Origin of the sequence: Rhizobium pisi (assembly GCF_003938655.1) — a bacterium.
Taxonomy (GTDB): domain Bacteria; phylum Pseudomonadota; class Alphaproteobacteria; order Rhizobiales; family Rhizobiaceae; genus Rhizobium; species Rhizobium pisi.
The window spans coordinates 1-25222 of sequence record NZ_RJJT01000025.1; the positions used below are offsets into that span (position 1 = coordinate 1).

The 25222-nt window shown below is 55.8% G+C and carries 17 protein-coding genes and 1 pseudogene; 12 read left to right on the forward strand and 6 right to left on the reverse strand.

Going from position 1 to position 25222, the window contains the following annotated elements:
• Nucleotides 1–122: 122 nt before the first annotated feature.
• Both EFD55_RS27095 and EFD55_RS27100 read right to left on the reverse strand, forming a co-directional pair.
• A complete protein-coding gene (locus EFD55_RS27095) occupies nt 123–1241 on the reverse strand; it encodes an ATP-binding protein (RefSeq protein WP_125849257.1) in 1119 nt (372 codons plus the stop codon).
• Between the two features lie 460 nt (nt 1242–1701).
• A complete protein-coding gene (locus EFD55_RS27100) occupies nt 1702–1986 on the reverse strand; it encodes a hypothetical protein (RefSeq protein ID WP_125849259.1) in 285 nt (94 codons plus the stop codon).
• 846 nt (nt 1987–2832) lie between these two features.
• Here EFD55_RS27100 and EFD55_RS27110 point away from each other — a divergent pair.
• From EFD55_RS27110 to EFD55_RS27130, 6 genes are all read left to right on the forward strand, one after another.
• Nucleotides 2833–3579: an HAD family hydrolase gene (locus EFD55_RS27110; RefSeq protein WP_125849261.1), complete on the forward strand. Its 747-nt coding sequence runs from the start codon at nt 2833–2835 to the stop codon at nt 3577–3579.
• A gap of 428 nt (nt 3580–4007) precedes the next feature.
• On the forward strand, nt 4008–5831 hold the full coding sequence (locus EFD55_RS27115) for an AAA family ATPase (RefSeq protein ID WP_125849263.1): 1824 nt from the start codon (nt 4008–4010) through the stop codon (nt 5829–5831).
• Nucleotides 5828–6496 (forward strand): 4Fe-4S single cluster domain-containing protein, encoded by a 669-nt coding sequence (locus EFD55_RS27120; protein WP_125849265.1) that lies wholly within the window; start codon nt 5828–5830, stop codon nt 6494–6496. The genes EFD55_RS27115 and EFD55_RS27120 overlap by 4 nt, the downstream gene beginning before the upstream one ends.
• A 358-nt stretch (nt 6497–6854) precedes the next feature.
• Nucleotides 6855–12125 (forward strand): protein kinase domain-containing protein, encoded by a 5271-nt coding sequence (locus EFD55_RS27125; RefSeq protein WP_245438574.1) that lies wholly within the window; start codon nt 6855–6857, stop codon nt 12123–12125.
• A 27-nt stretch (nt 12126–12152) separates the two neighbouring features.
• Nucleotides 12153–12749, forward strand: coding sequence for a PDDEXK-like endonuclease domain-containing protein (locus EFD55_RS33915; protein ID WP_245438576.1), 597 nt, complete (start codon nt 12153–12155; stop codon nt 12747–12749).
• A complete protein-coding gene (locus tag EFD55_RS27130) occupies nt 12746–14104 on the forward strand; it encodes a hypothetical protein (RefSeq protein ID WP_125849267.1) in 1359 nt (452 codons plus the stop codon). The genes EFD55_RS33915 and EFD55_RS27130 overlap by 4 nt, the downstream gene beginning before the upstream one ends.
• 185 nt (nt 14105–14289) lie before the next feature.
• Here the strand turns inward: EFD55_RS27130 and EFD55_RS27135 are convergent.
• A pseudogene (locus EFD55_RS27135) lies at nt 14290–14553 on the reverse strand (efflux RND transporter periplasmic adaptor subunit); the annotation flags it as partial.
• A 279-nt stretch (nt 14554–14832) separates the two neighbouring features.
• Here EFD55_RS27135 and EFD55_RS27140 point away from each other — a divergent pair.
• From EFD55_RS27140 to EFD55_RS27155, 4 genes are all read left to right on the forward strand, one after another.
• Nucleotides 14833–15795, forward strand: coding sequence for a GlxA family transcriptional regulator (locus tag EFD55_RS27140; RefSeq protein WP_125849269.1), 963 nt, complete (start codon nt 14833–14835; stop codon nt 15793–15795).
• Between the two features lie 93 nt (nt 15796–15888).
• Complete coding sequence (locus tag EFD55_RS27145; protein ID WP_125849271.1) at nt 15889–16707, forward strand: alpha/beta fold hydrolase; 819 nt, start codon at nt 15889–15891, stop codon at nt 16705–16707.
• Nucleotides 16708–16837: 130 nt separating this feature from the next.
• Complete coding sequence (locus EFD55_RS27150) at nt 16838–17596, forward strand: SDR family oxidoreductase (RefSeq protein ID WP_125849273.1); 759 nt, start codon at nt 16838–16840, stop codon at nt 17594–17596.
• 76 nt (nt 17597–17672) lie between these two features.
• Entirely contained in the window at nt 17673–18911 is a 1239-nt protein-coding gene (locus EFD55_RS27155; protein ID WP_245438579.1) for an MFS transporter, read from the forward strand.
• Between the two features lie 92 nt (nt 18912–19003).
• Here EFD55_RS27155 and EFD55_RS27160 read toward each other — a convergent pair whose 3' ends face one another.
• Nucleotides 19004–19870: an aldo/keto reductase gene (locus tag EFD55_RS27160; protein WP_125849275.1), complete on the reverse strand. Its 867-nt coding sequence runs from the start codon at nt 19868–19870 to the stop codon at nt 19004–19006.
• Nucleotides 19871–20207: 337 nt separating this feature from the next.
• Between EFD55_RS27160 and EFD55_RS27165 the strand changes: the two genes are divergently transcribed.
• Nucleotides 20208–21332 (forward strand): HlyD family secretion protein, encoded by a 1125-nt coding sequence (locus tag EFD55_RS27165; RefSeq protein ID WP_125849277.1) that lies wholly within the window; start codon nt 20208–20210, stop codon nt 21330–21332.
• Complete coding sequence (locus EFD55_RS27170) at nt 21329–22924, forward strand: MFS transporter (RefSeq protein ID WP_125849279.1); 1596 nt, start codon at nt 21329–21331, stop codon at nt 22922–22924. Before EFD55_RS27165 ends, EFD55_RS27170 begins: the two co-directional genes overlap by 4 nt.
• 310 nt (nt 22925–23234) lie before the next feature.
• Here the strand turns inward: EFD55_RS27170 and EFD55_RS27175 are convergent, their stop codons facing one another.
• Together EFD55_RS27175 and EFD55_RS27180 are read right to left on the reverse strand one after the other, a co-directional pair.
• Entirely contained in the window at nt 23235–23624 is a 390-nt protein-coding gene (locus EFD55_RS27175) for a GNAT family N-acetyltransferase (RefSeq protein ID WP_125849281.1), read from the reverse strand.
• Nucleotides 23625–23915: 291 nt separating this feature from the next.
• Entirely contained in the window at nt 23916–25202 is a 1287-nt protein-coding gene (locus EFD55_RS27180; protein ID WP_125849283.1) for a c-type cytochrome, read from the reverse strand.
• Nucleotides 25203–25222 lie beyond the last annotated feature (20 nt).

A 25222-nucleotide genomic window follows, 5' to 3' on the forward strand; every position in this document is an offset into this window, starting at 1 on the left:
CGCGCTGGCCCCTGACTTGCCTGCGCGCAGGCAAGTCAGGGGCCAGCCAATCCCATCCAACGTCTACTGCGAAGTCACTCCCGCCGGCTCGGCACCGAATACCCGCACTTCTCGACGACCGTTCACAGTTTGTCGAGGCGGCCAGCTCTACGGATCGCTGGATCAATATCCGACGGATTGTTCGTCGCGCCGATGACGACCACCCCTTCCCGCCCCCCTGCTCCATCCAAGCACTCGAGGAATGCGTTCACCACCTGCGTAGAGTAGGACTTGTTATCATGGTCGAAGCTTTCGCGATCGCCGAAGCTGTCGAGTTCGTCCACGAACATGATGCTCGGCGCGTCTGCTTTCGCCCGGGCGAAATCCGACCTCCTCAACTTGAGAAGATCGCCGAGATGTCCCTTGGCTTGCCACTGCCCTAGTGAGGACGCGACAAACGTGACGCCACAGGTTTTCGCCAGGGCTTGGGCGAAGATGGTTTTGCCAACACCTGGAGGCCCACTGAGCAGCAGCCCACGGTCGACATCGTCCCACGACAAGATCCCTGCCCGCCAGTCAGCCAGATCCTTAGCGAGTTGGAGACCCCACTCCTTAGCTGGACCGTAGCCATGCATGTCCTCCAGCCGAGGCGTTGCACGGAGTTCTGCCCGTTTGACCGGCTCGGGGTCGGCAATGGCCTCGGCGCGTGCCTCTCGCCGTAATCGACGTAAGGTCTCATCCACTGGACGCCACGGTCTCAGGGCGATGACAAGATCCTTGATAGGATATTTTAGCAATCGTTTGGCTTGCCCATAGCTGACCTTCATATCTAGGATCTCGCCACATGCGGCCTTCAGGTCGCCGGGTCGCACGGGTTCGATATCCACAATCCAGTCGAGTGCAAGTCGTAGATTTCTAGGGATATCTTCTCTGTTTGGGCAGATCACGAGAGCCTTTGGTCGGCCTTCGCATTCATTCTTAAATTTTCTCTCATTGTCCAACAAAGTGTCTCCCTGGCTGAACCAGCACGAGGCAACCGGGCCAAAATTCGTCTCGTCCTCCTCACCGAATAAAACCAGCCGAGCTGCATTGATGTGCTCATGGGGATCTGAGTTGTCCGGACTGATGAGCACCAGGACACCGACGTCAGCCGTCACGAAGCTCGGGATTTTCTTCAACGCGCGTTGCGTTGTCAGGTGAAGGGCGAAGTCTTTTACGGTCGCACGGACGCGTTCATTTCGCGTTGGGCTTTTCTGAGACATAGTTACACCACGGATTGGACAGCAGGGATTGACGCAGAGGAATCAGAGTCCTGTGTGGCCTGCTATCCGTCCCGCTGTAACTGCCTGGGTTTCGTCCGTGTTGACGAGCCAACTCCCCCCAATCCGCGATAGTCCACCAACCACATCGGAAATGATGGCCTGATCAGAGATTGGGCTACGGTATGGATAAGGGAAAGCCTGGATAGCTGTGACCGCAAAACCGCGATCAGAAACAGAGATGCTCATCATGAACCCTCAACGAAAAACAGCGATGAAACCCACAGGCGGGAGTTCAGCGATCTATTCGTATCAAGGTTCGAGCGAGAATATCCATACGAGAACGAATAGAGAACTGATCCAGGCGCGTCAAGCTCAAACTCGTACTTTCTGGGGCGTTATTCGCGCCACCTGCTTGGACGGTAAATTTCGCTCAGCAGAACAGCAGCCCCGACTTTTGCCGTTAAAGGCCAAGATCCTTGTGGAGCTCTTCTCCGTCGTCATTGGATGGACGCAGCCCTGCCTGTTCGCTCGAAACCCATGTCCAGCTCATAACGAATGCACCGTCGTCGCCGCCGCGAGATATGATCGTGTCCAAATCGACCTCGAGATCGTCGCTGATTTGCACCGCTGCGGCGAATGCCGCAGTGTCTGGATCCACTGGCTTTCGCAGTTTTTCTGCCAGTGGCCCTTCCGGAATAGATTTCAGAATCTGATCGAGTTCATCTTTTTCGAGGCGTATCCACATCGGTCTAGCTCAATTGCACTGCTGCCAGTGTGCTTCTCACTTCTGTGGGCCGCAACGGTGGATGTAAGGCACCAAGTGCTCTCGCATACCGAGTCTCTACCGGCACCCTTGATGTGAGACCGACAACGCGCAATGCGGCGGACAGAGCATAGCTGGGATGCAAAAAGTGGGATTGCTAGACTCAGGCTTGATAGGTAATCAACCGCCTCACGCGGACGGCCTGCCGATCACTCGGTTTTTGCCGTCGGTAGCAACATACGGGCGCTCCCCAAATCGGGTCGAGCGCCCGTTGTGTTTGATCGCATGGGAGCGAATAATTCTGCAGCCCAGCAGATTCCGCAATCTAATGCCCTTCAAAACTAAGTAGGCACGGGCCAACGGGGCTATTTTTGTGCCGCAAATCAACTCCAGGACTTGTAGTGCCAACAGGCACAGTAAAGTGGTTCAACTCCGAAAAAGGGTATAAATGCACTGATTCAACGGAAAATCAGTTCGATGTTACAAAGAGATTGGCGCGGAGCACGTTCCGTCTGTATTGAACCGGGCGTCACGATGCGCTTGTGCCCAGACACGACGGTAGGCCAAGCACATCGACTTCGACGCTCGGGTAAATTTTCTCTTTCACCAATTGAAGGGCGTTCACGTTGCCTTCGATGGGCAACAACCCAGCATCGCCGGGGAGCGCTGGCAACTGTTCCTCGGCCGAGAACCTGAACAATGTGATGTGAGCTACAGGAAGTCTGACCTCGGTTCTGTCCCCACAACCAAACTAACACAAAACCCAGTTGACGGTTGGGCTCACTTGGCCGGAGGCGCGGTGCTGTTCTGCCAAAGACATACCTGGTAATGGGAACTTCAACGTTATTGCCGAGCATCTGCAGTGCGACGTCGGCCTGGAAAACCGCGTCATCTCAGTTGGCCCGCGAGCCATCGGCGGCTGCCGTTGGTTCGGCAATGCTTCCTATTCGGAGTGGAGACGGAGTGGATCGAGACTACCGCAAGCCGATCATTTTCATCGATTTCGATGGCACCATCTGCCACGATCGGTACTGGCGCAGCCTTCCCCCCGTCAAGCAGAACAAGTTGCAAACCTACTTGTTTCAGAAGAACCGCCATATTGTCTTCGAGTGGATGCGAGGACTTCACACCGCGGAAGAGGTCAACGGTATGGTCGCCGCCGCACTCGACATGCCCTTCGACAAAGTATGGGAGATTTTCGTGGCAGATTGCCAGTCGATGCAGGTTTCGCTGGTCACTCTTGCCCGCCTCTCGCGCCTTAGACTGGTCGCCAATGTTATCCTTGTGACCGGAAACATGGACAGTTTTTCCCGCTTTACGGTGCCAGCCCTTCGGCTCGACCAACACTTCGATGCGATCAGCAATTCCTATAACGAAGGCAGGCTGAAGACGGATGATGGTGGCGCCTTGTTCATGCAGTATGCCGACCAGTTCAGCGCCTCGATTCTGGATTGCGTTGTCATCGATGATTCCGAGGAAGTCTGCTCGACTTTCGCCCAGCTCGGTGGAACGCCGCTGCGCGTGACTGCGGAGCGCACGACGGACGCCATCCTAGACGATTTGCTGCTGTCCTGAATACGAACGCACTACAATGGCCCGCATTCGCCCGGAATGTGCCAGGTTTGGGTCTCTCCCTGCGACCCACCGGGCGCCTTCGCCTCGTTCACGCCGGGAGCAATGGATCGCTGAATGGCAGCTATCAGATTCACTTGGTTTAAGTGCGGGCAGCCGTAACGAGGTCGAGAGTCGAGAAAGTGACGCCAGTCCGGTCCGGGCGAATCCTTCTTCACCTGTCCGGTCGGCAGGCTGACACAAGATCTCGGCAACAGATCCACGTGCTGTCGAGACTACCTTTCGGTATGGCATTAACAATATCGGTTCACTGTGAACGCCGGAATTCGTATGTTTTAGTGTGCGAAAACTCGTTGAGTTATTCTATTCGCGCTCAACCTGTGATCTAAGTTTCCGCAATTGTTATTCCAGCATACGATCGAATTGACCTGATGAATAAAACTACCTGGCTTCGCGACCTCGTACGCTTTCTTCCGCTAAAGAGCCAGTTCGTACTGTCTGGCAATGTACGTGACCTTCAGGCCTATGAGATCGCGCAGGACACCGTAGCGGCATTGCCTCTGGGCCTCTGCCTGCAGCGAGAGCTACAATCGTGTGGCTATCGCGACGTCATCTCGTTTTCGCCAACGGTGGGTTTTGGACTGCCGGGTGTGACAAATGAAGCAGAACTTGCCCAAGTTATGATGCGGAACGGCTTAGGAAGTGAAAATCCCAAGACAATGGGATTGGAGATGCTTGGACAGCTCCTTGGCTCATTCACTGCGGCAACCGGTGAACCTGCCGCACTTATCGTCGATTTCGCGTCACGGCTGGTGAACCGGTCCGATGCATTGACGATCGCCGAGCACACTCTATTCACCCAGGCGCAGATTCTTTGTCATGCGGCAAAATCCCGACCAGCAGGTCCAGATCGGAAGCCATTTTACAATTCGATTATCTGGATAGTCGAACGCGATTCCGATCTCCCCGATTGGCTAACTGTCGATAATCCCAAGCTCCGGACTATCCCCGTAGCAGTCCCCGATAGTCTCACTCGAAAATCCTTATCGCAAACCCTGCTCAAATCCTTACCTGCCGCTCAGCAGGCTTCAGAAGGGCAATTAGCTCAGTGGGCCGAGACATTTGTCAACCTGACTGAAGGGCTGTTGCTCTCAGATATGAATTCCATTGCCCAACTTGGTCGGAACGAAGGATTGAAAGCCAGCGAGATCGCTGATGCCGTTCGCCGGTATAAAGTCGGCGTCACGGACGACCCTTGGCGCAAGATCGATAGGACTAAGATCGCAGGGGCCGAAGAGTTCATTCGCTCTCGCGTAAAAGGCCAAGATCATGCGGCAATGCATATGCTCGATATTGTCAAACGGGCTGTGACAGGGGTCGGGCGCTCTTCCACCAACGGGCGTCCGCGTGGCGTTGCCTTCCTCGCTGGGCCGACCGGCGTCGGGAAGACTGAGCTGGCAAAGACGATTACCAGCCTCCTCTTCGGCGACGAGTCCGCATACATTCGTTTCGACATGTCGGAATTCAGCGCGGAGCATGCGGATCAACGGTTGATTGGCGCCCCACCAGGCTACGTGGGCTATGACGCCGGTGGCGAGCTAACGAATGCAATTCGCGAAAAGCCATTCAGCGTGGTGCTGTTTGACGAGATCGAGAAAGCGCATCCCCGCATTCTCGACAAGTTTTTGCAGGTTTTGGACGACGGTGTGCTGACGTCAGGCCGCGGCGACAGAGTTTACTTCTCCGAAGCGATTATCTTGTTCACGTCCAATCTCGGCATCTATCGGACCGATGCAAGCGGCGCTCGTATCCAGAACGTTTCGTCCGATGAGACACATGAAGTAGTGACCGCGAAGGTCAGGGAAGAGATCGATCGCCATTTCAAGCTCACCCTCAACCGACCAGAGATACTGAACCGCATCGGCGAGAACGTCATTGTCTTTGATTTCATCCGTCCGCAGATCGCTGATGCCATCTTTGACGGCATGGTTGCGAACTTGCTCGAAAGCACACGCTCGATTGGTTTCGATATTTCCATCACCGATAAAGCGAAGACCGTGCTGAAAGAGATGTGTCTGCGTGATCTGTCTAACGGCGGTCGTGGTGTTCGCAACATGGTGGAAGCACATCTAGCTAATCCATTGTCGCGAGCGCTGTTTGACACCGGAGAGGTTGGCGGCACCTTCCGTATCGAAGAACTCTCAACCGGAGCTGTAACGTCGATCACGCTCGAGCGGGAACAGCGACCATCATGACGGCTATCGCCATCTCTCGAATTCATTTTCCGGTCACGACGCTGGGACCGGGCAATCGCATCGGGATATGGCTACAAGGATGTTCAATTCGGTGCCCCGGATGTATCTCGGCAGACACTTGGGCAACAGGCAGCGGAAAGACGACTGTCGAGGACGTCCTATTCGTGATCGCTCAGTGGCTGCCCGAAATCGATGGCGTGACGGTCTCTGGCGGCGAACCATTTGATCAGCCGGAAGCTCTCCGAGACCTACTTAGGCAGATCCGCCTCCGGACCAATGCTGATGTGCTCGTCTTCTCAGGCTATCCAATTGAGAAAATTGCGGACCAACTCGACGATATGGCCGGGCTGATTGATGCGTTGATCTCCGATCCCTACTCAATCGAAGCTCCGCAGACGCTAGCCCTCCGGGGAAGCGACAATCAGCGTTTGAACATCTTAACTCCGCTCGGAAATGCCAAGTTCTCGTCGTATCAGCGGGAAGCTGCGTCCTCCGACCGGAAGTTCGACCTGATGATGGATGATGCAGGTCAGGTCTGGATGGCCGGGATCCCGGGACGCGATGACTTCAAACGGCTCACTGAAATTCTGTCCGCCCAAGATCACAAGATTTTCACAACACAAGACCGCTCCGCGGGAGCACCGAGACGCAAAGCCAATGATTAGATTTTGTCCGAACTGCAAGACAGAACGTCCACTCAGCGAGTTCTACTGCCAAACCGTCCTTGAAGATGGCGCGACTTGCAATTGGGATCTAACCGCGGTCTCCGTCAGAGAACCAGGCAAAGGTGAGGCCACCAGTACGGAATCCTCTTCTCCTGTTCACACGCAGGTACCTGCCCTACGGACGTGCCCAAATGGACACGCCGTCGACGAGGGCGATCTAATCTGTATGGCTTGCGGAGCGGAGATCTCAGACGAGGTTCCACCCATCGAACCTGTCACGTTAGAAACTCCTCCTGAAGACGCACCAACCGCGGAGGTAATCGCGACGGAGATTGCCGGTTGGACAATAGAGAGCCGCTTGCCATCGATCAGTACAGTCCGAGAGCGTTTCCTGGCAATCGAACCGGAAACAGGAAAACGAGGCATACTGACGCTTTACGCGGACGGATCTGAGCCGGATCCGTCGGTCTATGACGCCATTCGAAACATGCCCGACGACCACCTCCCCCAAGTTTATGAGGTCGGCCGTTGGCACGACCGAGCGTTTGAGATTTCCGAGGAAATCACCGGCGGGAGCCTCGAAGAGGCGCAACTCGATGGCGCCAATCTTGGCGTGGTCAACTCGGTCGTGTTTGAGATTGGTAAAGCCTTGGGGTCGTTCTCACAGGCGGGCTTGCGCCATCGCGACATCACCCCTGCGAACATCCTAATTCGGACCAGAGATCCTCTCGATCTCGTCGTCGCCGGTTTCGGATCGGCGAGATTATCTGACTACGACTTGGATATAGTCGCGCCTCTGGAAACGACCCGCTATATGGCACCTGAAGCTATCGCAGGTGGGGTGGCGGCGGCTTCCGACTGGTGGAGCCTTGGTATGATCACGCTCGAGATCGTAACCGCGGGCGCGTGCTTCGAAGGAGTGAACCCTCAGGCATTTCTAATTCACGTCCTGACCAAGGGTGTCACCGTTCCCGAAGGTTTGGACCCATCGATCGAGCGCCTTCTGAAAGGTCTCCTCGCGCGGGATCATCGCGAACGTTGGCAATGGAATGAATTGCGGGCTTGGTACGCGGGCGAGTTTGTCGAACTGCCTGCAGAAGTCGTTGACGAGACTGATACCGTTGGCAAGGCAGCCATCGCCCTGGCAGGAAAATCGTATTCAAAGGCTACAAGTTACGCCTTGGCAGCCGCAGAGCCAGGAAATTGGGACGAGGCTCGGACCCATGCCGCACGCGGCGTCATCGCCGCTTGGGCGGAAGACGCAGGATTTGATGATGCGGTTCAATCAGCGTTGAGGCGCCTCGCGCATACGGACGGACTGTCGGACGACCTACGCCTTTCGATGGCGCTGAAGACACTCTATCCGGCAATGCCTCTCATCGTGAAGGGCAATATCGTCACCCCCGGTTGGCTGCTTGACCATCCTGCCGAGGGTACAGACCTTATATTCGGGCCATCAGCTGAAATCCTGGCACGCCTCGGCGTCGAGGAATGGCTGCAGCGCTTGAAGCAGCGAGGCATTTCAGTTCGAGAGAAGGCTCGTCAGTTTTCGATCACGCTGAATGAAGAGGATTTGCAGGTCCACCTTCTGTCGAGCTCAAAGGCTCGCCTCGCGGCGCTTTGGACTGAGAAACGACGGATTCTGCCTGATACCGATCATCCTGGCCTCAACTCCCTCATTGAAAGACGCCAGACGACGGACGAGGACTTCATTCTCTTGTTGGCTGCAGACGTCGGCCAGTTCCGATCTGTCGACGAAATTCTGGATGAAGCGCAGGCAACGGCTGAACGCGCTGGAGTTCCGTCGTTCGAAAGGGAGCAAGCCCGTGACCTCCTGAGCCGGTCTCGAAGAGATTTGCACGCGCTTGTTGATCGGCGGCTCGCAGGTTTCGCACGCTCAGGCATCGAACGGGTTGACGAATGGGCGGATCAGTTCCGGCTGGACAGACGCATCAGCCTCGACCGCACCCTAGTTCTCCTTTCTGTTCCCGAGGAACATTGGCTAGAGCCGCCAAAACAGCACTATGTGTCGACTCTCCTCGAATACTTCTCGAAGAAGATTTCGGGAAGCATCCTGCGTGGACCGCTGACGAGAATGGTCATTGGCAAGACGACGCCCCGCGTTGATCTTACCGAGCTCGGGACCGAGCGTAAGCCTGCAGCGGCCATGCTAGATCTCATGCTCTCCCGAACAGATCGTTCTGAGGACCTCGATCCTGCGGCATTCGGCCAATCGGAAACGCTGGAGCGGCGGTTGCGATCACTGCACTCGCACTCGACACTCTACAAACGCGATACGGGCATCGACGGACTTTACCTTGGCTTTCCGTTCCTTATCCATCGTGACGATCGCAAAAAGCCAAAGATCGCTCCCATCCTGCTTTGGCCCGTCAAGGTCACCCCAGAGGTTGGCAATCGCGGTCACGCGACCATCGCCTTCGACCGTGACCGCGACGAAGTACGTCTCAACCCAGCGTTTGAAGGCATGATTGGCATCGACGCGTCGCGACGCTGGCAAGAGGCCGCGAACGATCTCCTTGGACGGGCAACATTAACCGCGGCGGATGTGGTCGATGGTTTTGGTGGGCTTTCCAAAATCGAGGGCCGATCACTATCGAAACTTCCGAGCAAAGACACGGATGCGGATTTCGGACATGACGTTATCTCTTGTTCGGCCGTTCTGTTCCATCTGGCATATATGGGCCAGGCGATCGTGGAAGATTTGCGCCAGTTGAAAAGCAAGCAGCTGGGTGGCAGTGCGTTGGAAACCGCGCTCAAAGTTACGGATGAACCACCGCAATCCGCGCCCCGTGAAAAGCCGTCAGAAATGGATCGTTTCTTCACAGTTGCGAGCGATCCGTCCCAAGAAGCGGCCGTCATTGAAGCGCGATATGCCCCAGGGCTTCTAATTGAAGGCCCGCCTGGCACCGGCAAAAGCCAGACTATCGTGAACATGGTGGCTGACGCGATTGGCCGGAAGAAGAGTCTCCTTGTAATCTGCCAGAAGCAAGCCGCGCTCGAAGTTGTAAAAAAGCGCTTGGAAGCTGAAGGACTCGAAGATCGCATCTTCATGGTCACAGATATCAACCGAGATCGCGAACCTATCATCCAGGCAATTCGAGATCAGTTGGAGGCCCATCACAACAACCAGTCCAACCAGGGATGGAAGCGTGATCGCCAGAATTTGGCGACGAGAATTCAAGCCGTCGAGAATGATCTGAACGGCCATCACGCTGCGCTTCATACAATCGACGACCATTCCGGGCTATCGTATCGGGCTCTACTTGGCGACCTTATAGAGATTGAGACCCCAAAGGTCCCGATGGATGTCCCGGCGCTCCGGCGACTGCTTGGCCCATTTAGCCCGACCGAGATTGCAGAGTTCGCAGAGGCGTGTGGCCCGCAGGCACGCTACTGGTTGCCAGCGAACTATGAAGGCAATTCCCTCGTCGTTCTGAAGACATTCAATCCAGATCCGGCCAACACCGCTTCCTTTGACGAAGACCTCCAAGCGTTTATCCGCAGTGAGAGCGATCGTTTGGATGTTTTCACGCGTACGGCCCAGGCGCTGTCTATGAAAGACCCCGCACCGTATCGAAGCTGGCTTGACGAAAACGATCGCGAGTTCACGGAGCTCGACCAGATTGAACGCAACGAGCTCGCTCGCTGGTACCGGCTGTGTACATTCGAAAACGGAACTAGCAAAGCTTCTATTGCCGAGGCCCGGCTGCGGCATATTCACGACGCCATTGGCGACTTAAGAGGCTCAGTTCCTCTAGAACCGTTCCGCAAGCAAACCTTGGCGCTGTCAGACGCCGACCTTAAGGCTTGGGCGGCTGACGCCCAGGTCCTGACCACTCCCCCGTCCTTCTTCGGAAAAATAAATCCATTCCGCTGGCTACGTCTACGCAAGACGAAGTCGTTCCTCCAGTCGGCCGGATTACCTCCGGAGATCGCAGCGTTCGATGCGGCCTTGCGGTGGGAGCAGCAACTCCGCCCCCTACGGCAGGACCTCGCACAGACCTTGCGTCCATTTGGTGAAGCGAATGTCGTCTCTGATGACCTTGTCGCAAACGATCTAGCAGCCGTAGCAGTCCACAGAGCTGACGCGATCGCGAGTGCTCAAGCCCTGGCAAACAAGGTTTTCCAGTACCCTGTTCCCTCACAGTTAGAGGCCGTCGTCGCGAAGGCGTCACTTGCCGAGTATCAAAGCCTGAGGGATAGCGCACATCAGGCATTCGAGCGATACGAGGCCAAGCAGTTCAGCCGTGCGTCGCTGGAAAACGCGGCGCAATGGTTCGACCCGAAGTGGGTATCCGAGCGGCTGAAAACCATTGAAGATGATGGGCAGAATGGCGGAGTGATCGCTTCAATTTTGGAAGCTCGCCCAACTCTCGAAGCCTACCAGAGATTTCGGATCAGAGCGAATGGCCTGCCGCAGGCGGCACTTGATATTTTCAAGCTTTTGCGCCCCAAAAGCGCCGAACTCGAACGCCTGCCCGGTTCGGCCCTGGACGACGAAGTTCGAAAGATCGTCAAACGCGAGGCGATGCTCGCTTGGAAAACCAAGCTCGAAAACGACGATCCCCGCCTGCTCTACGAGGCCGCTGAGCTGCAGGCCAAGATCAGATCGGTTGGCGAAGCGGAGAAGGCCATGCGGCGGGCAAACCGCCAGATGCTGACGCAGGGTATTGACCCTGCCCGGGTCGCGTCGCCACGAGATTGGGAGCCAATCACTCGGCTTCGCGGACAGCGAGCACAGCGACTGCGCGAATTCCTTGAGAAGGGACCAGACCTTGGCCTCATGGAGTTGCGCCCCGTTTGGCTGATGAACCCGGATGTGGCGAGCCGAGTGCTCCCACTACGAAAGAACATGTTCGACACGGTCATCTATGACGAGGCATCGCAGATGCCTGTCGAGTATGCCCTTCCCACCCTTTTCCGCGGTGAAGTCGTGGTCATCAGTGGTGACGAGAAACAGATGCCGCCAACCGCATTCTTCGCCAGCCGAGTTGAGAATGACGAAGCAGACGTTTTCGATGGAGAGGAGCTTGATGAAGATGCGACAGAGGTCGAGCGCGAGACGTACAACGAAACGTGGAACCGTCGCGAAATCAAGGATTGCCCCGATCTCCTGCAGCTCGGAAAATCTGTTCTTCCGACTACGACCCTTCAGATTCACTACCGCTCAGCGTATCGCGAGCTGATTGGGTTCTCCAATAGCTCCTTCTATGGCAACAGATTGAGCGTACCCGTGCGGCATCCAGATGAGGAAATCTTAAGGGCAAAGCCGATCGAGGTCATACGCGCCGACGGGATTTACAGCGATCAGACCAACGAAATCGAAGCGCGTCGCATAGTTCAGGTCCTGGCAGATATCTGGCGCAGGCCGGGGAACACGCCGACCGTCGGCGTTGTGACCTTCAACCGCAAACAGGCTGACCTGATCGAGGAGATCCTTGAGAAGCAAGCTGAGAGGGACGATTGGTTCCGAAACATGGTTGCGCGAGAGCGAGATCGTGTTGAGCGTGGTGAAGACGTAGGCTTCTTCGTTAAGAACGTCGAAAACGTCCAAGGCGACGAACGCGATTACATCATTTTCTCGTCGACCTTTGGAAAGAACGCGTAGGGAAGCTTCCGAAGGAACTTTGGTGTCTTGGGGCAGAAGGGTGGCGAGCGTCGTCTGAACGTTGCGGTAACCCGCGCACGGATCAAGGTGATCATGGTGACATCGATGCCCATCGGTGATGTTTCCGATATGTTGAGCAGTCGCCGGAAGCCAACGATCCCGCGTGATTATCTCCAAGGCTATCTCGAGTACGCTCGGTCAATGTCAGATGGCGACTTCAAGAATGGTCGTAGCTTACTGGATCGAATGCTGACTGAGCGGAGCGGGTCGCAAAATCGAGATGGATCAGATCTCGACGGATTTGCTGCATCGGTGGCGGCATACCTTGCTGAACTGGGCGTAACTACCGACCAAGTAAATGATGGAAGCGCGTTTAGCCTGGATTTTGCTGTGGAAGACCCGAAGACCGGTCTCTATGGCCTTGGCATCGAGTGCGATGCACCGCGCCACAGAATTCTAGATAGCGCTAGAGCGCGGGAAATTTGGCGGCCGTCCGTTCTCGGTCGCTCTATCCCCGTCATCCATCGCATTTCATCACATGGCTGGTACCACGCTCGCGAAGAAGAAAAGCAGCGTCTGCGCGATGCTGTCCAATCGGCGATCTTCAGGGAGGCGGCCGAATGAGCGGTCCCAAAGTCGTTCGGGTTATCACCCGAGAAGAGATAATCGCGATCTGCCAAGGTCATATCGCTGCGCTGGTAGCTGCGTTCGAGCAATGGCAGCGGGTCGGCAAGCGGAATGAAATCGTGGATGCGGAAGACATACGGCTGGCCCAAAGTAGGATCTCTGCGATGGGCGACCTTCTCGCAATGGATAAGTTCGCTGAGCTTCAAAAGCAGGCGCCTCTCGAAATCGCATTCCTAAAAGCTGACATGGAAACACGAATCGAACGGGCTGCCGAAAAGACTGCGCGGGACCGCAACGAGGGCAAGCGAAGGCTTCGCGCGGCGAATTCGTTGGCGATGGCCCTGTCAGAAAAAGGGTTTGCAGTTCCCCCTGCTCTGTCCAATCCAGGATCTTGCTCTCAAGACGAACTTCAGGCCGCTGTCACCCAGGGATTTGCACTCTTGGCGCCATCGAGCTTGCCCAGCGAGATCACGGATCGACAGCGCGAACTGGCAGCCAAGTTGGGCGAAGGAGAAGCGCATCCGACACTTGCAGATTGGCTGGCAACCCAACATCCCTCCGCGGTCGAGGATCCGCGATTGGCCGACCTCGAGCGTCGATATGAAGAATTGCGAGCACTTGATCCGGAACGCGCAAGCAAACTGAGCGATCGGGTGGAAAAAGTATCAAGCGACAGATCGTCCAGACGCTCGCTGTTAATCGACAGCTTGGCATTGGACATTGCCGCCGAACGGCGGACCGCGACTGACGAAGCGGATGCACTTGTAAAGCTGCGTGCAATGGAAGCTCAGCTTAAAAACATCCAGACACCGGCTTCAGCCTCACAGCTCGCGAAAATAAACAACCTGCTGAACGGGTCTTCGACGGTCGCCGAGCTCTCGAACATGATCGCTACCGCAACCGCAACCCTTCAAACGATAATTCAGGAGCGAGCGGAACAGGATCGGCGCAGCGCGATCCTCGCTGGTCTCAGTGAACTCGGATACGAAGTCATAGAGGGGATGCAGACAGCCTGGGTTGAGAACGGCCGGGTCGTTCTGAAGAGCAATAAAAGACCTGGGTACGGAGTGGAGATCGGTGGAAACCCCAATAGTGGCATTCAGCTACGCACGGTTGGCTTCGCCGCCTCAGCCGATCCCCGCGATGCAATCGCCGACATATCCGCTGAGACTGAGTTTTGCGGAGATTTTTCGGTACTGCAGGCCAAGCTAGCCGCGAGTGGGGGAGAATTGGTGGTGGTGAAGGCACTGGGTGTCGGAACAACGGCCGTCAAAAGAATATCTGCGGTCCCAGAAAACGAAATATCGGACACGAACGCGCGGGGCACCGCTCCCACTGTTCGACGATCATAAGTAACTTGCAGCCACTAGACTGCCCTTACTAAATCCACATGGACCGGCCTGTCGCGAAACATCATATTATCCTTTCGGTCGTTCTTGATACAGCGTGTTCGTCGCGACCACGAGAGTATGGCACTCATGGAGGAAGTCAAGATCGCGTGAAAGCTGCACAGGCCTATCTGAGCGACCGCATCGGAGGCTAAGCCTGCATTTGCTACAGCGAGGCTGGCCTTAGCTTGGCTCAAAGCAGTCACAAAGGGACGTTGGTCGACTTTGAACAGTTCATCACCGTCCTTGACCAACTGGCCGTCTTTGAAAGCAATGCTCTGCAGATAGCCACCGACGCGCGAACGGATATCGACCTGTTCGGCGGCTCGAAACCGGCCAATAAATTCATCCCTATCTGTCACGTCGCGAACCAGAGGCTTCGCTACAACCACCTGCGGAGCTGCCTCTTGGGCATTGACGAAGTCCCTCAGAGCTACCGTCCATCCGGCCATACAAAGCGATAATACAAGAATTCGGGCTTTCATTTTCCACCTCACAAGTTGCAGCGTAACAAGGGCTGACGCCGACCTCACATGAATGCGGGTCGGGCATTGTGAAAGCAGACTGACAGCACCGCAGTGCCAGTTATTGTACAATCAACGACTAATGTCCGGTCTTAGAACTGCGCTCTTGACCAAGACAGGTCCACGTCTCAAATATGGTGTATGCGGCACTTTAAGACGGAGCGATTAATGCGATCTGTGGGCTTTATTCTTGAAGACGGTTTTCAGGTCATGGGGCTTGCCGCCCTTTCGGCGTTTGAGTTCGCCAATCAGGATCAGGGTACGGAGGCCTATAAGCTGGCGGTAATGTCTGAGAAGGGAGGCACCGTTCGATCGTCGCTGAAGATTGGCGTGGAGACCGAACCCCTTGGTGATTTTCCCGACACGCTGATGGTTGTTGGCGAGCTGACCCCAAGCCCCTCTTCCCCAGTGTTGCGAGATTACATCTTCAAGGCGGGCACAGAATCGCGGCGAGTTGCCGGGCTTTGCACCGGAGCTTTTCTGCTGGCCGAAGCGGGACTGCTGGATGGGAAGGTGGCGACTACGCATTGGGCACACGCTCGCGACCTCCAGAGACGGTTTCCCTTGGCGCATGTCGATGAGGATCGAATTTTCACGCACGATGGAAATATCTGGACATCCGCGGGCATGAGCTCGGCGATCGATCTCACGCTGGCTCTGATCGAGGACGACTTTGACGCGGCCGTTTCACGGTCGATTGCGAGGAAGCTCGTCGTCTATCACAGGCGGCCTGGAGGCCAGTCGCAGTTCTCGGCGCTCTTGGAGCTTGAGCCAAGGTCCGACCGAATTCGTCGCGCCTTGATTTATGCGAAGGAACATCTCCGCAATCCATTGACGGTTGAGGAGCTGGCGGAGGCCGTCAGTTTGAGCCCAAGACAGTTCAGTCGCCTTTTTAGGGAGGAGACTGGCCAATCGCCAGCGAAAGCGGTCGAGATGTTACGTCTCGAGGCCGCGAAAGCCATGTTGGAAGACGGTCGCCACCCAATGGAGATTGTAGCTCGCGACACGGGATTTTCCGATCGAGACCGGATGCGCCGCGCGTTTCTTCGCACACTGGGACAACCACCACAAAGCTTGAAGCGGGCATTAAAGCTCATGGATGGCGAAGATGTCGAGTTAGCGGACGCATGAGTCAAAGTCCTAAAACGACGGATACCTGTCATATGAGACAAGCTGAACTTTGGCTACAATGGGTCCAGCAAGAGGTACGTCGGGAGCCAATAAATGCCTTCAGGGCCAGAGATCCACTCAGTCCAAACCAAGCATGGTGAAATTGCTATCCGGACCAATGGCCCAGAAAGGGGCACGCCGCTTGTCCTCCTTCCTCGTTTCAGAGCCACAATGGACGATTGGGATCCGGCGTTCATCAAATCGCTTTCCCGCGACCACCAAGTCGTGCGGTTTGACAATCCGGGCGTCGGTTTGTCTCAGGGCAGTTCGCTCAACAGCATAAAATCCATGGCCAGCGTTGCCGCCGAGGTAATTCTCCAAGTCGCACCGCGTCATGCTGATGTTTTGGGTTGGTCTCTCGGGGGCGCGGTCGCCCAGCAGCTTGCCTTGGATTATCCCCACCTATTGCGTCGGATGATCCTTGTCGGAGCGACGCCAGGCGCAATCGCCGAAGGACCGCGCCAACAACCCCGTGTTGCTACCGTTTTGGCGAAGCAGGAAAACGACGAACAAGACTTTCTCTACCTCTTTTATCCCGAGACGGAAGCTGCGGTGTCATGCGGTCGAACCTCGATCCGCCGGATCGCAAACCAGCCCTACAGATCTCCAGGAGTAAGCGCCCTCGCCTTTATGGAGCAAGTTCAAGCCTTCACGCGCTGGCCAGGGATACTACATCGAGCAAGAGAACTTAAATTGCCAATACTCGTCGTGGCAGGCGCACACGATATTGTGGCCCCCGCCTATTGTTCGTTTGTCCTGTCTCAGCAGGTCCCTGACGCGAAATTCATCGTTTACCCAGACTCGGGTCACGCGTCGCTCTTTCAACATGCCGAAGAATTCGTTGAGGACGCAACGCGCTTCCTCGAAGCGTAAACGAAATATCGAATGTCCGAAATCGCCGTTTCAATGACATTTGAGCCAGCGCGATTTTCCGCCATCATCCTCCCATCGAAACCCGGTTGCCCAGCCAGAAAGTTGGCACCGAAAATAGATGGAGCGATTTATGAAAATGACTGGCAACACAATCTTCATCACGGGCGGCACTTCGGGGATTGGACGCGCCCTTGCTGAAGCGTTTCACAAGCTTGGCAACAAGGTGATCATCGCCGGGCGCCGCAAGGCCCTGCTTGATGAAGTCTCGGCCGCCAATCCAGGGATCGACGGGATCGAGCTGAATATTGCCGACGCTGCGGATATCGAGAGGGTGGCTACAAAGCTGATCTCGGAATATCCGAAACTCAACGTGCTCATCAACAATGCGGGTATCATGCCGTTCGACGATCCGGCAGGCAAAATCGACGATTCCGTTTTGCAGAAGATCATCGAGACAAATCTTCTTGGCCCAATTCGCCTGACTTCGGCGCTTGTCGACCACCTTAAGGCTCAACCGGACGCGACGATCATTCACAACACGTCAGTTCTTGCCTTCGTTCCGCTCGCTGGCAACGCCGTGTACTCCTCGACCAAGGCTGCGCTGCATTCCTATTCGCTGTCCCAGCGTTTTGCGTTGCGTGACACGAACGTGAAGGTTCAAGAGATCGCTCCGCCGTGGGTCGACACAGATCTTGTTAAGAAGAGCGGCGATCCACGGGCAATGCCGCTGGACGTGTTTATCGAAAAAACCATGGCGGGGCTCGCCACCGAGGCTCCAGAGGTCTTCGTCGAAGAAATCACGGCTCTCCGCGACAACCCTGGCCTGAAAGAACATCAACTCGTTCACGACTTCAACGCGGCCCTCGTGGCAGATCCAATCCCTGTTTGAGCATCGGACCGTAACGATCGGCCTTCCCGCGGTTAGACGGGAAGGCCGAGAAGAATGCAGTTAAGGGTACCTCACCATGTCTGACCGACTGAATCTGACACCCAAGATTCCCACTGAGACACTTTCCCGGACGCTGGAAACCCCTGAGCCAACGCCGTCCTTGATGCCTGCCTATTTTCTAGCTCTTGGAACCTTCGCGATAGGCACAGAGGGTTTCATGATCGCACCTTTGTTGCCGACGATTGCCTCTGATCTCGGCATGAGCCTGTCAGCGACCGCGATGCTCGTGGTTGTCTTCACGATCACTTTGGCCATAAGTTCCCCGATCACCACAGTGATTACTGGACGTCTAAATCGCCGTGACACATTGTTAGTTGCCATGACCATTTTCGCCGTGGGCAACTTCGTGGCAGCATTCTCGGCAACGTTCTCCACCCTTCTAGTTGCTCGCTTACTTATGGCCGTGGCAGCAGGACTATACGTTCCGAGCGCGAACGCTCTGGCTGGTACAATCGCCGGGCCTGCTCGAAGAGGAAGAGCGCTTGCTATCGTCAGTGGTGGCATGACCATCGCGATCGCTTTGGGGTTACCGCTTGGAGCCCTGGTCGGTCACGCCTTTGGATGGAGGACGACGTTTCTCGCTGTCGCTGTTATGGGCCTTGTGGCGATCGTCGGTATTATCGTGGGGATCGTCCGCACGGCAGGTGAAGGCATGTCCGTCGCAAGTTTGTCGGAGCGCGTGGGCGTCATTCGGCAAGCCCCAATTCTCAAATTGCTTGCCGTCACTCTGTTCTGGTCAATTGGCGCCTATACCGCCTACCCTTACATCGCACCATACCTCACCACGGTCTTGGGTTTCGGTACCTCAGGAATTGGCGCCACGGTCTCAATGTGGGGATTTGCGGCAGCGGTAGGTGTCACGACTGGTGGCGGCCTGAATGACCGGTTCGGATCAGGAAGAGTCGTGACGGCGTCACTCATTCTGCTCGGCTGTTCCTTCACTGTTTTGGCAACGGTGACCGTCCTTGGTCCAGCAGCGGCTTTAGTACCTGCCTTAGTGGCTATCGGCGTCTGGGGTTTCAGCGTCTGGTCCTTCTTCCCCGCTCAGATGGCCAGATTGATTGCGGCATCGTCCCCTTCTCAGGCTTCGGTATCCCTATCCCTGAATACTTCGACAATGTATCTAGGCTTCTCGATCGGAAGTGCGCTCGGTGCGGGGATTATTGGCCTCGACGCTGTGTGGGCCATTGGTGTTGCTGCTGCTGTCGCAGAAGCAATCTCGCTAGCGCTAAACTACCTTTTCGCGAGGAAATAGCACTGGCATTGAGGGCATAATTTCCCTGATACCCAAACATCAGCCTTTTGCCTGTCGGCCCGACAAACTCAGTTGTCGGGCCGATTGCTGTGTCACTGGCGACCAGCTGCATCGAGGGATGCGAACTCATCGTCACTAAGTTTGATGCCTGCCGCAGCGACATTTTCTTCTAGGTGGCTTACCTTCGACGTGCCCGGAATCGGGATAATTACGGGGCTTCGTTTCAGCACCCACGCCAATGCGATCTGGCTTGGGGTCGCTTCGTGGTTCTCAGCAATAATGTCAAGCACGGAGCCACGCTTGGTGAGTTGGCCAGCTGCCAGCGGGAACCACGGGATAAAGCCGATCCCATTCTGCTCGCAGTAATCAAGAACGTCCTCGCTGGACCGATCGACCAGATTGTATCGGTTTTGAACCGTTGAAACTTTGAAATATTTAGAAGCCGCCTCGATCTCCTCGACTGAGACCTCGCTCAGGCCTGCATTCAAAATCACGCCAGTGTCGAGCAGGCTTCGGATGGCGACAAACTGTTCATTGCGTGGGACACGCGGGTCGATCCGATGCAGCTGCCACAGCCCAATCTTCTCGACGCCAAGTCGCTCGCGACTTTCGTGAGCACGTGCAACTAGCTTTTCGGGGCGGCCATCCGGCGCCCACTGATCGGGGCCGGGACGGGTCAACCCGGCTTTCGTGGCAATCAACAGCCCATTGTAAGGGTGGAGAGCTTTTCGGATGAGCTCTTCTGAAACGCCAGGCCCATAGGAATCGGCCGTGTCAATGAAGTTGACGCCCAACTCTGGTAATTTCTTGAGTGTCCGTTCGACTTCATCTGGGTCTTGTGGCTGACCCCAAACTCCTCGACCGGTGATCCGCATTCCGCCGAAACCCAACCGATTGACCACCGTCGAGCCTATAGCAAAAGTTCCGGCTGCGGCTGCATTTGATTTCTTATCTGACATTGCTGAGATCTCTCAATTGCGAAGATTTTTGACGGCCCGACAGGCACTTCCCCCCCTCGTACAGGCGCTGGCCCGGGCTTTATTGTAAGATTGGAGCGTTTTGGGTTGGGTATGAACTGCCAACCAGTCGTTGGGGTGCCGGATATTACAATCGATCCAAACAGCACTGCATCAAGGTCCGCTTACAATCAGAATACATCCTCGTGTGTCGAGCGGAGAAGACAATGCGATTTGAAGCGACAACCTCTTTGGCGGTTCAGGCGACCGGGCCAGCCGAAATTGAATTGACGCGCAGGGAACTACGGAACCCTCCCGCAGAAAGCGTGCGGATCTTCGAATGAGCGACAACGTAACGACCTTGTCGCCGACGTCAGCCAAGGCGCCACCATCACCTGTCTCGAACCTTCCTCCAAGCCAGCCCAGCCTGTTAGCGAGGCTTTTCATACCGGCCACGGCAGTAATACTGGCTGTGGCTGGTGTTGCGTACGCAAACGCGAACTGGAATAGCTGGACTGCCTCCGCGGCAACGCAGGCGACGGATGACGCTGCCGTTGGAGCAGATTTCAGCACCATGAGCGCACGGGTCTCCGGAAATATTCGGTCGATCGCCGTTGATGACTATCAGCCGGTCAAAAAAGGGGACCTGATAGTAGAGATCGATCCCAGCGAATACGACGCGGCACTCGCCCTTGCGACAGCAAATTTAGAGGCGGCAAAAGCGTCACGCGTCAACCTTGGCAACCAGGAAAACCTGCAACGCGCCGTGATCAAGGCCGCTGAGGCGCAAAACGCATCCGCACTTGCGGTGGAGGAACAGACACGTCTCGAATTTGAACGACAGAAGAACCTTGGCCAAGCAAGCACGGAGCAGCGCCTCCAACAGGCTCAGGCATCGTTTCTCCAGGCGCAAGCCTCTGTCGCGTCAACTGCCGCCGCGATCGAACAGCAATGGGCTCAACTCCAAGTCCTGCAAGGTCAAGAGCCATTGTTGGATGCGCAGATAGATGCGCAGGAAGCCAACGTCACTACCGCCCAGCTCCACCAAAGGTACTCGCGCATCTACGCGCCTTTCGACGGCGTGGTTGGCAAAAAGTCGGTCCACCTTGGCGACTTCGTGGGCATCGGCGGCAGTATCGTTGCGGTCGTTCCAATCCCTAATGTGTACGTAACCGCAAACTTTAAAGAAACACAGCTTAGCAGGATGAGCACGGGGCAACTCGTTGATGTCCGCATTGACACTTTTCCCGGCAAAATCCTGCAGGGTAGAGTCGGAAAGCTTTCACCCGCGAGCGGCTCAACGTTCGCGCTGCTGCCGCCAGACAATGCGACTGGCAATTATACGAAAGTCGTCCAACGGGTTCCCGTTCGGATCGAATTTATAAGCGGCCAACCACTCGTTCGATCCCTACGCCCAGGGATGTCTGCTGTCGTGACGGTTTCCACTCCGGACACCAACCCATGAATGGCGCCGCCTCGACCGTGCTGGGGCCCTTATCACAAGACACGACGACGAAACGGCCGATACTCATCGTTGCGGCTCTTCTGTTGGCCGCATTTGTGGTGGGTTTCGATACCCGCGTCTTCACGGTCGGCCTTCCCGACTTACGAGGAGCGTACGGTTTTGGCACCGACGAAGGTGCTTGGTTAGCGACCGCAGCCAACGCGCCCCAGATATTTATCGCATCGGCCGTCGCTTGGTTGATGACGGTCTATGGCGTTCGCAGGGTGATGATACCTTCAAGCCTCGTTTACGCGGCGCTCTCTTGTGCAATTCCATCGATCCATAACCACGACCTTTTGTTCGCCGCACACATTGGTCGAGCGTTGCTTCTTGGCGTCTTCGTACCCGCCACGCTGATGATCATCTTCCGCAACCTTGCTCCTAAATACTGGATCATCGGCCTTGGGATCTACACACTTCGTATTCCGCTGTCCCAGAGCTTGGGATTCGCACTGGTCGGATACTACGGGGACGTCCTGGGATGGCAGTGGCTCTACTGGCAGGATGTGCTTGTCGCTCCGTTGATCGCTTTGCTTTTGGTGTTGGGCGCTCCAAGGGAGCCGATCGACAAGTCACTTTTGGCAAACGCAGATTGGGGCGGAATGCTCCTACTCGGCGCGTCGATGACATTCATCTATATCGCGCTGGACCAAGGAAACCGGTTGGACTGGCTTGAATCGGGGCTGATCGAGGCATTGTTTCTTGCTGGAGGGCTTCTATTTCTCGTCTTCCTCATAAACGAAAGCGTCGTGTCGAGGCCATGGGCGCATGCCAGCGTTCTCGGTTCCCGCAATGTTATTCTTGGTCTGGCCGTTGTCACTGTCTTTACGTTCGCGAGCAGTGCTGGAAGCACCCTCATCCCGGGAATAATGCAGACGGTGGGGGGACTGCGCCCGTTCCAGATAAGCGGCGTTTTCATTCTTTATGCAGTAATGCCGGTGGCAATAATCGTCATGCTCTCTGGATTCGCTCTGACGTACTTTGATGCGCGAGTGGTCTTGATCGTGGGGTTGTCTGCAAGCGGCGTCGCTGCTCTTATCGGATCACAGGTCACCTCGGATTGGTACCCCGACAGTTTCGGGCTGATCGTGCTGTTGCACACTACTGGCCAGGTTCTGACGTTCTACGCATCGTTTGTTTTCCTGGTTGGAAATTCAGATCCAAAACGCTCGACCGCGATGTCGGCATACATTCAGGTCGCTCGCCTTGGAAGCGCTGAGCTTGCGGCTGGCCTGATGGGGACGTGGATTCGCCGAAGGGAGCAGTTCCATTCAAATATTCTCGGAGCCCACCTGGCAAATGACAATCCGCTGTATGGTCGAAGCCTAGCCGCTTTGAGCAACGCGCTGGGTCACAACGGCGGTGGAACCGCGAAAGCTGTCGGCACACTATCCGCGGCCGTCCGATCGCAATCCTACGTTTTGGCCTACAGCGACTGCTTCATCATTGCATTCTGGTTTTCCGTCGCTGGGCTGGTCCTGGTAGCGCTTATGAATGCTTCACCGCCCAGCCCACTGAGCCCGCGTCCGATCCTGAAGCCCACACATCAATGAGCGACGTGGCTAGCGAACTCCAGTTAAGGGCCTGCAATTTCCGTAAGGTATCGAATGATCGCTAAGAGCGACCGCTCGTTGGTGTGTGATTTGCTACGCCACACCAGATAGTTCGACTGCAGCAGTTCGTGATCGTAAGCGCCATCCCGTTCGCACCTTTCCCCGAACCGTATTGTAGATCGCTACTTAGCAATCTAACTCAGTATAGATCGGAATCAGTTGACACAGCAACTTTCAGATTCTGCCTTTTAAATATGCACGACCCGCTTTTCCCAATGTTGGTCTCAATTTCGGTCCAGCCCAAGCCGCTCTAAAACGGACGGAGTTCAGGCGCACAGCAGAGATACAAAACATCGCGGCCATTCGAGATTGCAAGTCGCTCCGCTGCCTTAACGAGCGCCGACCCAACCCGGTGTTTTCTGAAGTCGTTTTCTACCCAGACCGCAGCGATCCACGGCGTCAGGTTTGGTCTCTCGACCAAGTCGGATTTGATTAAGGAGATTGTACCGACAAACATATCGCCAGTGTGCGCGATCAACGTGAATTCGTCATCTGAAGCCTTAATCCTTTGAAGTTTTTGAACCACTTGTTTTAACGTCAACCCTCTGTGCTTGGACCAGGCATGCCATATTCTGTTTGCCGCCGTTTCCAGCATGTCGGCTCTGTTTCGCAGGTTGGCAATAGCAATCTCGGCCGACATTCTTTCTCCCTGATCCGTTTAATAAATATTGCAAGAAATCAGGGATAATGGCTCTAAAAAAAGTTGAAATTCAATGAGTTTTACGACCTAGCTCGGCATACAAAGACATCCCGAACTGGGGAGGCTCCGGTTGCGTCACGGGTGGTTTGGGTCGTCCCGGTGAATAATGAACGCCAGACGGAAACGGCGACGAGAGCAAGGAACGCAACGAGCAAACCCGCGTCTTAAAGGCAGCTTTGAATCCCGCTTCCGCTCATCTGGGAATCCACTGTGGCAACATGACCTAGTAGTTTACTCCCGTGCTTTCGCAACATCATCTGCTGTAACGGCGCCCTTCTTCCCACCAAGTTCGCCGATGACGAAGTTCGCCAACGCTGCGATCTCCGCGTCATTGTAGATCGCCCCAAACGCGGGCATCGTCCGACCCGGCGCTACCATACTGTCTGAAGATCCTTGAAGGACAACCCGGATAAAATTGCTGCCGTCGACATCAGCCAACGCATGGGCGCCAATTATATTGGCCCGGCTGTTCACCAGTCCGTCACCGCCGAGCCCGTGACAGCTCACGCACGCGCCAGCAAAGATCCGCGAGCCAAGGGTCTCGTCCGAATTTTTGGACGAACTGTCCTGGATCGAGCTCTTACGCTTCACACGAACCTTCTCGTCGCTTTCGATTGGGGGAACCGTCCGAAGATATGCGACTATAGCCTCGATGTCCGACGTTGGGAGCTTGCTCAAGCTGAGGCCGACCGCTTCACGCATCGGACCGCCCGCGGGCCCGTGCCCGTTGGCATGCCCCTTGGATAAGAAGGATGCAATCTCACCGTCTGTCCAGAGTCCGATGCCGCTATCCGGATCGGACGTGATGTTCCAGGCTTTCCAGCCATCCACTTCGCTGCCCGATAACGCTTCGCTCTGTTTGCGCTGGAACATCAGTCCTCTCGGCGTATGGCACTCGCCGCAGTGCTCGAGCGCCTCCACGAGATATGCTCCCCTATTCCATTGCTCATCCTTTGATGGATTACTCTCGAAAGGACGAGACGGGAGAAAGAGGAGGTTCCAACCGCGCATAAGCCAACGTTGATTAAAGGGAAACGCAAGCGAGTTTGATGGCGCGTCCTCGCTCACAGGTGCCAGTGTGCGCAGATACGCCCGGACCGCCAAGATGTCGTCAGTCGTCATCAGGGCGTAGGACGCATACGGAAACGCGGGATATAAGTTTTCGCCGTGAGCCCCTACCCCGGACCGCACCGCACGGACGAACTCGGCGTCACTCCAGGCACCGATCCCATGCTCTGGATCTGTCGTTATATTCGATGAGTAGATAGTCCCGAACGGCAGTTTGAAGGGCAAGCCTCCGGCAAACGGTTTCCCGCCTTTCGTAGTGTGACAGGCAGCACAATCCGCCGCGATCGTCAGATGTTCGCCTCGTGCAATCAGGGCTGCGCCGGTGGGCTGCAGTGCACTCGCCGAAACATCTGGCAGGGAATGTGGCCAGAAGAAAAAGAAACCGGCGCCCGCCCCACCCACGCATACCACAGCCGCAGCGGCAATTATCAGCTTCTGAAAACGCTTCATTCCAACCGCTCCCGTGGCAA